The organism is Candidatus Borrelia fainii, assembly GCF_027925085.1.
Classification (GTDB): Bacteria; Spirochaetota; Spirochaetia; order Borreliales; family Borreliaceae; genus Borrelia; species Borrelia turicatae.
Genome location: NZ_AP027071.1, coordinates 44,885 through 56,800 on the forward strand (window position 1 = coordinate 44,885; position 11,916 = coordinate 56,800).

Annotated in this window: 13 protein-coding genes; all 13 read right to left on the reverse strand. The window is 29.8% G+C overall.

Going from position 1 to position 11,916, the window contains the following annotated elements:
- The 13 genes from QMG63_RS04685 to QMG63_RS04745 all read right to left on the reverse strand — a co-directional run bounded on the left by QMG63_RS04685 (position 1) and on the right by QMG63_RS04745 (position 11,892).
- Positions 1 to 420: a DUF1463 family protein gene (locus tag QMG63_RS04685; protein ID WP_281862210.1), complete on the reverse strand. Its 420-nt coding sequence runs from the start codon at positions 418 to 420 to the stop codon at positions 1 to 3.
- On the reverse strand, positions 420 to 1,496 hold the full coding sequence (locus tag QMG63_RS04690; protein ID WP_281862212.1) for a DUF787 family protein: 1,077 nt from the start codon (positions 1,494 to 1,496) through the stop codon (positions 420 to 422). The genes QMG63_RS04685 and QMG63_RS04690 overlap by 1 nt, the downstream gene beginning before the upstream one ends.
- Before the next feature lie 69 nt (positions 1,497 to 1,565).
- Positions 1,566 to 2,105 carry a DUF764 family protein gene (locus tag QMG63_RS04695; RefSeq protein ID WP_281862214.1) on the reverse strand — a complete coding sequence of 180 codons (540 nt, stop codon included), beginning with the start codon at positions 2,103 to 2,105 and terminating at the stop codon, positions 1,566 to 1,568.
- 23 nt (positions 2,106 to 2,128) lie between these two features.
- Complete coding sequence (locus QMG63_RS04700) at positions 2,129 to 2,521, reverse strand: hypothetical protein (RefSeq protein WP_281862215.1); 393 nt, start codon at positions 2,519 to 2,521, stop codon at positions 2,129 to 2,131.
- A complete protein-coding gene (locus QMG63_RS04705; RefSeq protein WP_281862217.1) occupies positions 2,491 to 2,880 on the reverse strand; it encodes a DUF3890 domain-containing protein in 390 nt (129 codons plus the stop codon). The genes QMG63_RS04700 and QMG63_RS04705 overlap by 31 nt, the downstream gene beginning before the upstream one ends.
- A 2-nt stretch (positions 2,881 to 2,882) precedes the next feature.
- Positions 2,883 to 3,812 (reverse strand): hypothetical protein, encoded by a 930-nt coding sequence (locus tag QMG63_RS04710; protein WP_281862219.1) that lies wholly within the window; start codon positions 3,810 to 3,812, stop codon positions 2,883 to 2,885.
- Between the two features lie 89 nt (positions 3,813 to 3,901).
- On the reverse strand, positions 3,902 to 4,489 hold the full coding sequence (locus QMG63_RS04715) for a DUF228 domain-containing protein (protein WP_281862220.1): 588 nt from the start codon (positions 4,487 to 4,489) through the stop codon (positions 3,902 to 3,904).
- 71 nt (positions 4,490 to 4,560) lie between these two features.
- On the reverse strand, positions 4,561 to 5,160 hold the full coding sequence (locus tag QMG63_RS04720) for a DUF1357 family protein (protein WP_281862222.1): 600 nt from the start codon (positions 5,158 to 5,160) through the stop codon (positions 4,561 to 4,563).
- Between the two features lie 23 nt (positions 5,161 to 5,183).
- Positions 5,184 to 6,389 carry an anti-CBASS protein Acb1 family protein gene (locus QMG63_RS04725; RefSeq protein ID WP_281862224.1) on the reverse strand — a complete coding sequence of 402 codons (1,206 nt, stop codon included), beginning with the start codon at positions 6,387 to 6,389 and terminating at the stop codon, positions 5,184 to 5,186.
- A 789-nt stretch (positions 6,390 to 7,178) separates the two neighbouring features.
- Complete coding sequence (locus tag QMG63_RS04730; RefSeq protein ID WP_281862226.1) at positions 7,179 to 8,375, reverse strand: hypothetical protein; 1,197 nt, start codon at positions 8,373 to 8,375, stop codon at positions 7,179 to 7,181.
- 198 nt (positions 8,376 to 8,573) lie between these two features.
- Entirely contained in the window at positions 8,574 to 10,085 is a 1,512-nt protein-coding gene (locus QMG63_RS04735) for a hypothetical protein (RefSeq protein ID WP_281862227.1), read from the reverse strand.
- A 302-nt stretch (positions 10,086 to 10,387) separates the two neighbouring features.
- Complete coding sequence (locus QMG63_RS04740; RefSeq protein WP_281862229.1) at positions 10,388 to 11,089, reverse strand: hypothetical protein; 702 nt, start codon at positions 11,087 to 11,089, stop codon at positions 10,388 to 10,390.
- Between the two features lie 143 nt (positions 11,090 to 11,232).
- Complete coding sequence (locus tag QMG63_RS04745; protein ID WP_281862231.1) at positions 11,233 to 11,892, reverse strand: hypothetical protein; 660 nt, start codon at positions 11,890 to 11,892, stop codon at positions 11,233 to 11,235.
- Positions 11,893 to 11,916 lie beyond the last annotated feature (24 nt).

Sequence of the window (11,916 nt, forward strand, 5' to 3'; positions counted from 1 at the left end):
TTATCCCCTCTCAATTTCGCAATTAATTGCGTGAATCATAAAATTTACAGTATCATTATTATTTGCATAAGTCCTACTAGGCACTTCAGAAAAAAATGCACTATTAGAAATAATCTTAAGCCCCATCTGGTCATTAAAGACTAATGACTTAAGCTTATCCTTTTTGGAAGTCGAATAGTAAAACTGCTCATTACTAAGTTTAGTTAAAATTCTATAATCAAATGAACCCTTGGTAACCTCTAAACTAAACATATGAATAATAGTTCTAGGATCCCTAAAACTTGGAATAGGAACATTCTTCTCTTCAGTGCTGGCAGTAGCCATAACATTAGGAGAGGTTGAATATTGTAACTTTCCCCTATCTATGAGCATACCTGCAAAACTAAAAAATACTAAATCCAATGAATAATAATCTTTCATTAGAAAGCCTCCTTTCTTAAATAATCATTAATATCATCACTACTTATGTTTAAAACCACACTCTTAAAACTATCATTATACTTAATACGAATGGATAAACTTAAGCCTAAAGCATTATCTGCCTTAAGTCCAAATTTAATATCACCAAAAGATACAATAAGTCCACGTTCTTTAAACTCTTTAAATAAACATTCAAGACCTGCAGTATAAGCATTGGATCTCCCATCAGCAAATTTTAACTGACTAAGCTTACTATTTTGCCTATTATTACGGTTCCAAATACGAATAAGCTCACGTGTTGATTCATTTTTTAAAAGATAATACGTAAATGACTCATCAATTGGTCTACCTGAACAGTCTACCCCTTCTTTGAAAGCCAAAACCCCATCTCTACCAGTCTCATTAAGAAGAGAATAAAAATTAATATTACTTTGTCTTAAATTACTAATTAAAGTCGCATCATAAATTGGCTTGGCTTTTAATGTAATTCCATAAGGATTAGTTGCATGAAAAATACTAGCCTCATGCAAATATTTAGCCATGAACTTAAGATGCAAATTATCTTCACCACTATCATAAATCAAGATGACTCTATCCCTCTGGCTTACAGGTAGAACCTCTATAAACCCAGGCAAATGCTCACTATTAGTTGAGAATACCACAAATTTAGTAAGCTCACTAATATCATCAAAATCCGTTTTTAAAAAATCTCTTACCACTTCTACAAAGACTACAAATGGATATATATTTTTCTTTAAAAATTCAACTATCGTATCTTTATCTTGATAAAGACAAAAATTACAAGACTTAAGCCCTTCTGCATTAAAAAAATCACTAAAACTTTTTGACAAAAACTCACGCTGAAGAGTAGCCAAATTAACTTGCTCTGGTAAAGCCTTAAGCTCCTCTTTAATCTCAATGGATTTTAAAGTATCTTTAAAGCTTGAAACACTTAAAACAAAATGTCCCTCATTTAAAACCTTGCTCTTGTAAACAAGCAAAGGATTATAATAACCAATACTATGCAATCTAACTGTATCTTCAATCAAATTGACGCTAATTGTATCTTGTGGCATATAATCTCCTATTTTTAAATTTAATTTTTTTATTTTAATCTTTATTAATCTTTTCTATTAATCCTTGTTTTAACTTTTAATCTCAATAACTTGTATGTCTGCTCTGTAAGACTGAGTTAACCCTAGAATTGCCCTTCCGCTATTATAAGTAACATTACTAACACCCCCATTTAACAAATCACCTGTAGATTTCAGATAATAATTTAAAGACAAATCATATTCATCCTCTAATGATTTTACAAATTCAAATTTGCAAGAATTCTCATGCAAAAAATCCAAGAAACATTCATAAATTTTATGCAAATTAACATAGATTTTAAGATCACCAACATCCCCTACAAACCCCATAAAACAAAGAGTAAACTTTAGTCCAAATTCATTAACATTAGAATAAAAATTGCCACTTCTTAAAGCTCGAGGATCTAAGCAATCAAAACCTTTAGGATTTATAATTAACAGGTAAGAATAATCATCTATTAAGTCAGTTAAATACAAACGATTATAAGAATTGATAACCTCTATCTTGAAAGAATGATGCTTTAAGTAATCCTTAAACGTAATTAGTATTTTTATTAAAAAAGTTTGTGATTCATATAGATTAAGTAACACAAATATTCTCCTTAAAGAGATAATTAAAGTTTCTTAAGAATTAAAACGGTATAACCGGTTTTTAAATATACATAATACTTATTCACACTTACAATCTCCATTAAATCTTTATCTACTAGTACCTGATCCTCCAGGTTAAAATCAATAGTATCTAAGGTATAGACCTTAGCACATATTTCTTTTATAAAGATATTTGAACCAAAAAGCTCAACCATGTCCCCATCCTTAAATAAAAACACACCATAAAAATTAACAGGGTTCTCTCTTTCAATCTTTTTCTCATAAGAAGCATTAGCTCTATTCTTAATTAAATTCCTCTTAAATAAAAACATAGGTCTTGAATATCTTATAATGCTACTAGTTATAGCTAGACCAAGACCACTCATCATACAACGCCTATTAATGTTCTCTTGCAAGTCTTAATATCTTCTACAAGATTACTAAAAGCAACGCAAAAATCCTTATTTAAAGATTCATTATGCAAAACATAACCTGAATATTCCACCGATATTTCACCCAGTCGCTCGGATTTAACTTTATTACAATCAAAATGCAAAAGTTTGCCTCTCTTTTTAAGTTCACACCCAAGAAAATAATATATAAGCAAAAATATCTTACTCATATTTAAATCCCCAAGTCCTAAACCTTTGCTAAGCAAAATATCCTCAAGCAAATCCACATATACATTAAATTCACTAAACTTAAGATCCTCACACTTAAGCATCAGTAAATCTAGTACCTTGGCATAAATCTTACCCAAATCCCCATTATCCATAATCAGGGCCAATTTATCTTAAGTCTAAGTATTGATTCTTGACTTGCAATGATGCTTCCAATAGAAAAATCTAGAAAACTAGTCCTAAAATTACTACTTGACATCTGTGTATATGCATTTAAAACCGGAGGATGTCCATCTTTTAATACCAAAAGCTTAGAACTTCTTGGATAAATTAACATCTCATCATCTAATAAATTCGTAGTCTCAAGCTCAATATCAGCATCATTATTTATTGAACTTAAAGAATCAAATAACATATCCTTGTATGAATAATTATTATTACGTAGTCTTTCAAGTAAGAGAGCTTTAACTTTAGGTGTCGTTAATACTTTAAAAGGAACTTTTCTCTCATCTTCCAAATTGATCTTACCCAATTGAGCATTGCAAGCCTTTATTAGATCTAAAGCTTGTGTCACTGTAACAGATTTATCTATTTGACCTGGAATATTAAGTAACCCATACATGGTTTCCCTATTAGCATCATCAACAAGAAGGGTGCGACGATTCTTCTTATCACTTGAAAAGCACAAACCACCTATTAAGTAATGTGCACTTAAAAGCTTATGTATCTTAGATAATGAATACTTAAGTCCGTCTCTCATATTAATGTTATTAATTGCCTGCACATCTAATTTCCCATCAGGTGCATAATATGTAAAGGCATACTGAAATGGTAAATAGTTAACAAGAACCACTTGTTTCTTAAACTTGATAGTAGCTACAGTACTAAAATCATTTACTCTAAGCGTTGGTTGATCTACTATATTTGAATTCCACTTTATAACCTTTTCACTTGCAAGCGATATATCACCACTCTCTATTTGTTCATTATCAAAAAAATGATAATATTCAGGAATTGGTTTATCAAGGGATAGAGAATCCCTAATAGTATTTATAAATTCTTCATTATTAAATAGACTTTCATTCAATGTTTAGTTTCTCCTTGAATTTTTAACTAATTTTTTTTAACTCAACTTTAATTTAATTACTAACCAATTAATTACTAACCACTCAAAATCTATGCAGCAGGCCTACTTATAAACATAATCTTTGTGCCATGAAAGCCAGGATTATCTTTAAATTCATAAGCATCACTTAAAGCTATTGCTTGCACGGGAGTAGAGTCAACAATCTTTTCAAGCAATCCAAGATCATTAAAAGCTAATTTATCTCCAGCTTTAATACTAGAATCTGAGAGTAAAATACACTCAAAACTGCTCGCTGTTGATATTACTGTTGCCGTTTTTGTAGACTCATCGTAATCTATACAAATTCCATAAAGATCTCTAAGACCACCATATGCTACTCGAGGTGCTATACCATTCTCAATAACTAGTTTAACTCCTCGTTTATAACAAAAATTAATAGCCTGATAATTTTCTAACTTATCTGCTACAGAATATTGTAGTCCTCCCCTATGAGTAAAATAAAAATCAGATGCTCTAAACTGACTGGTTCTATCAAAAACAGCTGGATATGTACTATAGTTTTTAAGTTGTTCCAAAATTGATGTTTGTCTTTTTTTCCTAAAGGATGCTATTTTGTTCTCAATCTTACCCTTATCAACAATAGGAATAGCTGCCTCAGGTTCACTCTTGTCTGGCATAAATACTCTCCTTAAATTTTTTAAATTTAAATAAATTTTAAATAATTATCAAAATAACTTAATTTTAAAACTTAAGATTTAAAATTATAAAACTCTTGCTTAATTTGCATCCACTCATTCAACATTGCTTGTCTTAAATCTTTATAATCCTTTATTGTACTATTTGGATTTCGTAAATTTAATACCTCCTTTAAATTACCCTTACTAAAGGTCATTAAACTATATGAATTATTACTGTTCTTAGACGAATCAATATTTGCATTTGCAAGCCTTAATAGTATATCCTTAACCTCATCACTTAAATTAAAGATATCAAGATTACCTGCAACTGCCATTATTTGCTTCTCATCAACATACTTCCTTATAAGCTCGCATACTTGAATATCTAAAACTTTATCTAATGAATTTCCAGCACCTAAAAGCTCTTGTGTATTATAACTAAAACTTAAATTATCATCAGCAAGTCTAGTAATTAAAACAGCTCTAGCTAATAATTCATTATTATTAACACTATCAATCTTATTAAGATTATTAACTTTAGCACCACTCATATTATTATGGGTAGTATTATCAGTATCATTAATACTATTATGACCAGTATTATTTAAACTCTCACTAATAGAAATATCTCCTTTAAGTTTATCTGAAACATTAATACCAGCATTTTCCATTATTAAACCTCCTAAAATAAAATTTAAAATCTAAAATCAAAATGTAATTTATTCCTTAATATCGCAACCTCATCATCACTTAAAGAATTCGACTTTATAATCTCTAGATATTTAGAATACACATTCAGTAACCTCATATCTTGCTCTAATTTTTGCTCATCACTTAATATGACTAGATCATTAAAACGCATGCTAAGTCTGTAATACTTACTTAACTTAAGATTAACTGAAATCACTGCTGCTTCTTGCACGGTATGTAAAAAATCAATATAATTAGCCCTATCTCCCTTTCCATCACTTCCCAAACCCTTAACCTGTTCATTAAAACTTCTAGTAAGAGGTTCTTTACTATCAGCACCTATCTTTGCTTTTACAAGTTCAAACGCATCCTTTAAAAATGCAAGATCGTACTTTATGACCTGTAAACTTGCACCCTCATCAGCACTATAAAAAATTCCCTCATTACTTAAACCACCCTTTAGCCTCTCAAACACAAGGTCAATCTCAGACCCAACCCTGCCTAAACCTTTATTTACACCATCATTACTTTTAAAAAACGTAGAAAATAATCCCTTACCCTTAGTGTTAAAACTAATCTGATTCTTAGCATCTTGCAATGACTCCATAAGCTCAACTAGCTGCTCATCTTTATAAAACAAAAAATTATATTGCCCAATGCGCTTTTCAATCTCTGAATATATCTGCTCTAAGAGACAAATACTTAAAAGTAAGCTTTGGGTATAAACTGGAATATGCTCTCCTAGTATATAATCAAAATTTTCATGGATTATAACCCTACTCTTGTGCAAAATAATAGATGTACCATCATCTTGCAGATATTCTAAATAATTACTACTGTGATCATTTATTATCCGATTATAGTCTAAATATTTAAATCCAACTGGCAATTCATCTTTCACACTCTTGCTTAAATCTTCATCTAAAACCTTAGGTTTAATTAAAATATATCCTGCTCCATTAAACCTATAACTTATCATTGCCTCAAGAAGTGCCTCGCTAAGTTCTAAGCTTAAAGGTTGTAAATCATTCAAATCAACTGTGGAGGAATTTAAAAAATTTAATCTAATCCCAGGTTTTAATGCATCTTCTGCTGAATTTTCTATGTAATTCCTAAAAAATAAAGAATACCTATAAAGCTTCAATGGATCGATTGTATATTTATTAAATAATATATTTTCAAAATCATTCTTACATTTCTTAAATATCATAAATTAATTATATCAATAATATTTAATATTGTAAACTAAATATAACTATACAACAACTATTAATAATTAAACTATTAATAATTAAATTTAAAAATCATATTTTTAATAAAATTATCAGTTTCTACAACAAACTCATCGCAATAAATAGAAACTAGAGTAATTTAAAACCATTACTCCACAAACTACTCAAATTAGAATCACCATTTGTTGACTCATCCCCAGCATAAATGTCGTAAAAACAAATATCACCTTCATTTAATTTAAACGACTTTAATCTAATCTTACGATCACTTTTAAATTTAAGATATATTCGTATAGAATCACCTAAATAAGAATTATAAATAATTATAAATAATTACAAGTAAACTACCATGACTATTAGTTAGATCCAATGCAAATCCTCATGTACCACTATGATTGTTTAAATAAGATACTGTAGACTTTTAAGATTCTTTATTACAAGTATTAAATACAAAAAAACTAACTGCAAATAATAATTTAAAAAAGAGTCTTATTACTATCATAAGCTAAATATTCTCCAAAATTAAATTTTAATCGATCAATATTAACATATTAAATATATGTTCAAACCTATACTTAAAACAGATATTAATCACCCCTTACAATAAAAAACTTCAAACAAAATAACTAACCTAAACTTGAAAACACATGCTTTAAACTTCAAAATTTACTTGACATAAATTAAACCAATTAAATAATTGTAAAATAAATTTACCCTAAAGCTTAAAAGCCCTAGGGTAAGGTAAAGCATAAATTGGTATTTAAATTTTATTCCTTAATCTTTGTCTTCAATGTGGAAAAATCATCACTTTTATAAGAAGTACCATCAAGCACAGATTTCATCTGTCTAAATACATAATCAAAGGAATTATCACTGCAATCATAACAATCTTCAAAACTATCTGCTAATCTTTGGAAAAATAGACTTAAATAATTTCCACTATAAACTTTATCACTAACAGAAAGTTTCATTAAAGCTTCTACTTCAGCATCACTTTTAATGTCACTAGTAGAATAAATTCCAGCTGATCTTAAAATTTCTTTATCTTTGCCTTCAATAATCAAATTCTGAATCTCTTTTGAACCGCTAGCATTTGATTTTATAAAATCAAACACCTTTTTCATATCTCGTCCCAATGCTAATCTTTTAAAAGAAGAAGGGAGATCATCTTTTTTTAACCACTTAAAGAAAGTTTGGTAGATATTCTTAAACTTTTCTTGATCAGATTTTGATCTACCATTAACCTTAATAGCATCTCCAACATACTTCTCTAAACTTTCAAATTTACTTTTCTCATCATCACTAATATATACGCTTACACCACCTGCTGAATTAATCTCTCTTGATTTACAGTTAATACCACGGGAACCATAAGAATGAATAACTCTTGTTCCTAAAAGAGGAGATATAAACTCTTTTGGTTTTTGGTGAGTTAGACTGAGAGTTTTAGCTCTATTTTTTCTCAAGCATTTCACTTTTGGGTCTACACATTTATTAGAGCCTGTTACTTTAACGGCAACAGCTTCTTGAGCTTCATCTTTTTTAACTTCTGTTGCGTGAGAAGTGACAGCTTCTTGGGTTTCATCTTTTTTAACTTCTGTTGCTTGAGAAGTGACAGCTTTCTGGTCATCACCAGCAGTAACTACTCCACCAGCAGATACATTAATTTCATCTCCACCCTCTACAACATCAACTTTTGGACGATAATCAACACCATCATAATCTACATAAACAATGTTACCTTTCTCATCAACATAAAAATATTCATACTCATATTCCCCTTCTTCAAGAGAATCTACCAAATAATCTTCACCCTCAATAACAGCCTTCAAGCCATTTTTAAGAAAATTTCCCATTTTCTCGACCTGATGATCATCAAGTTTATCCTTCCCAAGTAAGTTAGCTAAATCACAGCTAAATACCAAAATACTTAAGAGCACAACAAAAATTTTAGCAATTTTCATACTCTTCCTCCTTATCAATTTCTAAAAAAAATTGTAAATAATTTTTAAATATCAAAATAATATAAATGTATGTACACGTTAATTTGCATATAATAATCTTAAAAAAGATTTACTACCCTGCATAAATCAAACGAAACTAAATTAAGAACTTACCCTAAGGCTTTTATAAACTTAGAGTAAATTCTTAAAATCATTACATTAATTTATAGCCTCAATTTTAGATTTAAACTCTAAAACCCCCCCACTTTTAGTAGAACTATCAGAAAATACTTTCCTTAGATCATTAAATATCTGCTCTTCAGATTTTTCATGATTATTTTCACTATCATAAAGAGTATCTGCCAATGATTGGAACAATAAACTTACAGCAAATCCACTATAATTCCTAGAGCTAAGAGTATTTTTTATTAAAAAGTCTATCTCTTGATCACTATTTAATTCATCATCATTACCAATATCAACAATAGTACTTTTATCCTCAATATCATATACAATAATTTCTATCCAATTTTGAAGCTCTACTGAATTTGAACTTTTTTCTTTTATTAGAGCAAACACCTTTTGTAGATCCTGTACTAATGCTTTTCTCTTAGAAGCATCAGTATCACTTGTTTTTAACCAATTAAAGAATTTTTTACGTCCAGATTCTAATTTACTTTGCTCAGAATCTGATATACCATTAATCTTAATGGCACTTTGAAGATATTTTTCTAAACGATCAATCATTTGAGTCTCATTAGAACTTAAATCTACTGCTACGTCATTGCCTTTACTTATAACATCATAACTCAAGACCACTGTTTTATCTTTAGCTTCACTTGAAGCATTGGAACTCAAACTCATCATTGACTCGCTGTCTTTACTGCCACTAACAACACTTCCCAAAATTTTATCTTTCATATCCTGACTAGAAAAATCATAACGTTGTGTTTTAGATTCCTGTGTTCCAGTCTCAACAAAAGTTCTATCTTGAGTGTTAGTAGTAACTTCTCCCTCATAACCAGATAAGCTTGTAGACGCTCCTGCTATTTGTAAAGCAGTATCTAACTTTGAACTAGTACTAGTAATTGAATCTATTGAATCTCTATTTTCTGTTACATGTCCTGTTACATAGTTAGTAGACATACCGCTACTAGATATATCTCCCTTGTTTTCAACACCTAAATCAAAATTTAAATGAGTACCAGTATCTCCTAAGTTTTGGGAAACCTTTCCTGCTTCTTGACCACCATCATCTCCATTCTCAGCACTACCTACGGCTACTTGACCACGATCATCTCCATTCTCAGCACTACCTACGGCTACTTGAACACCAGCACCTCCATTCTTAGCACCATCTACGGCTACTTGAACACCAGCACCTTTTAAATTTTGAATAACATCATTTTTTAGTCCCTCAACACTACCATCTACATCTCTTTGAATAGCATTTCCTGCTTTTTGAAGCACATCCCTAGCTTTCCGGGCAACAACATCTCCATTTTTAACATCAGCTGTGTCTTTTCTTTGCACATCAGCAACTCCTAAATTTCGACTAACAGCTTTTTCTATTTCTCTACCGCCAACCGCGACCTCTTGGCCAACACGATCCGGTCTTAGGAGAGGAGAGTCAACAAAACTTTTTGTTCTTTGAACAGATCCATAATTATATGGCTTGCAACTCAATGTTAAGGTAGTTAACAACAAAACAATAATACTAAAATTTCTCATATCTACCCTCCTTATAAACTATTCAAAATATTAAGATAATATATAGCAATAAAATTAAATTTCAAGTAAATTTTCAAATTTTTACTTAAAAAGTATTCCAACTAAAAGGAAGTGGGGGAATTTAAACCAATTTAAATAATAACTTAAATAAAAAAAACACCCTAAAGTATATAAACTTTAGGGCATATCAATTAACATACATCAATCAATTCTTCAATATCATCAGCACATAAAACATCATATCTATTTTCATCATAATTTCAATTCCAATTTCACACCAAATTGGGATTCATTTTATTTCTTTACCACTCGTAGTCCCATTTTGCGCTAAAAAACCAATTCCACCATCCAAGACTTGATTTTCCTTGGTTATTAGAATTTTTATTATTAGGATCTTGCTTTGTCACTGCTTTTTTACCACCATTAGCTGACACTTGAACATCAGGCTTAATAGGACTTTTTACCTCTTCTGTAGTTACACTAACAGTTTGTGGTGATACTTTTGTAGTTACACTAACAGTTGGTGATGATGCTTCTTGAGCAACCACTAAGGTCTCTAAAGCCTTTGATACTCCTTGGCTAGAAGCTACAGTTTCAGTTCCAGTTCCAGTTTCAGAACTAATACCTTTAGATCCAGTAGCTCCAACAATTACAGAATTAACACCATTTGAACTTTGACTATCATCTAAACCTCTTTCTTCTTTGGTACCTTCTTTTTTTGGTCCTTCTTTGTCTTTAGAATTTTCTTCTAAACTCTCTTCTTCACCTTTTAGAACCTCTTTATCTCCAGCAACTTCACCTTCTGATACTTGAACACCAAAAACTTGTTCTTCCTTAATAGCAATAATTTTATCATCAAGTGATTTCCCCATTTTTTGAAGAATACTCATCCCATTTTGGGAACCCTTTGACTTTAACAAAGGATCTACAAATAAACTTCCATCAGGGTTACAACCAAATATTAATACAGCTAAAAATAAAACAATAACATGAATTTTTTTCATAATTTTCTCTTATCCTTATCTCCTTAATAAATATTTAGAAAAATAATATACAGCAAAAATTTAAAATTTCTATTAAAAAAATAAGGTGCATGCACCAAAAATTAAATAAAATGGAAATTAAATTTTATTAATGTAATTATTAATTAATGTATAATATCAAATCTACTATCAGATAAAAAGTTACCAGTCTCAATACTATACTCAACATTATCATGAGAGATTAAAGTAATTTTTAATTTTGCTTGCTCACGTAAAACCTTAAATAGGGACTCATTAAACGCAATAGTTAAATCATTAACCACCTTTACTGGATATTCACCCAAATATTTTTGATCTACATCATTATTACCAATAATACTAAAATATGGCTCATTTGATAAATTAAACTCTGGTTTAGTTATATTATCATTATATATGGCATTAACTCCATCAAAGACTACATTTTTAAATTTCATTAAGCGTCCCTTATCAACTACCTTAAGACGTAGAGTAAAAGATGGATAAGAAGAAACTATCTTTTCTCTTTCTGCATCTTGCAAAGACTTAAAATCAAAAGAGTCCTTACTAACATACAACTCTTTAAAAAACATACTCTTAATGCCATGAAAACCAAACTCTTTAAAATAAGTATTCTCTCTTATCATACTAGTATGTGGATTTGAAAAATAACGTTCTCCTGTTGAAAACACTCTATTTGAAAATAAACCGTTTAAGTACATGATAACAAAGAATATGAAAAATATACAAAAACATATAAACAAGAAAATATATATTTTAAATAAAAGTGACTTAATCTTATCCATTCTATTCTCCTCCAAACACATTTT

What these genes read in the sequence shown, in the direction of transcription:
- QMG63_RS04745 (WP_281862231.1), bottom strand. Translation starts at nt 11,892, where the DNA reads ATGGATAAGATTAAGTCACTTTTATTTAAAATATATATTTTCTTGTTT.
- QMG63_RS04725 (WP_281862224.1), bottom strand. Translation starts at nt 6,389, where the DNA reads ATGATATTTAAGAAATGTAAGAATGATTTTGAAAATATATTATTTAAT.
- QMG63_RS04705 (WP_281862217.1), bottom strand. Translation starts at nt 2,880, where the DNA reads ATGGATAATGGGGATTTGGGTAAGATTTATGCCAAGGTACTAGATTTA.
- QMG63_RS04730 (WP_281862226.1), bottom strand. Translation starts at nt 8,375, where the DNA reads ATGAAAATTGCTAAAATTTTTGTTGTGCTCTTAAGTATTTTGGTATTT.
- QMG63_RS04720 (WP_281862222.1), bottom strand. Translation starts at nt 5,160, where the DNA reads ATGGAAAATGCTGGTATTAATGTTTCAGATAAACTTAAAGGAGATATT.
- QMG63_RS04735 (WP_281862227.1), bottom strand. Translation starts at nt 10,085, where the DNA reads ATGAGAAATTTTAGTATTATTGTTTTGTTGTTAACTACCTTAACATTG.
- QMG63_RS04685 (WP_281862210.1), bottom strand. Translation starts at nt 420, where the DNA reads ATGAAAGATTATTATTCATTGGATTTAGTATTTTTTAGTTTTGCAGGT.
- QMG63_RS04715 (WP_281862220.1), bottom strand. Translation starts at nt 4,489, where the DNA reads ATGCCAGACAAGAGTGAACCTGAGGCAGCTATTCCTATTGTTGATAAG.
- QMG63_RS04740 (WP_281862229.1), bottom strand. Translation starts at nt 11,089, where the DNA reads ATGAAAAAAATTCATGTTATTGTTTTATTTTTAGCTGTATTAATATTT.
- QMG63_RS04690 (WP_281862212.1), bottom strand. Translation starts at nt 1,496, where the DNA reads ATGCCACAAGATACAATTAGCGTCAATTTGATTGAAGATACAGTTAGA.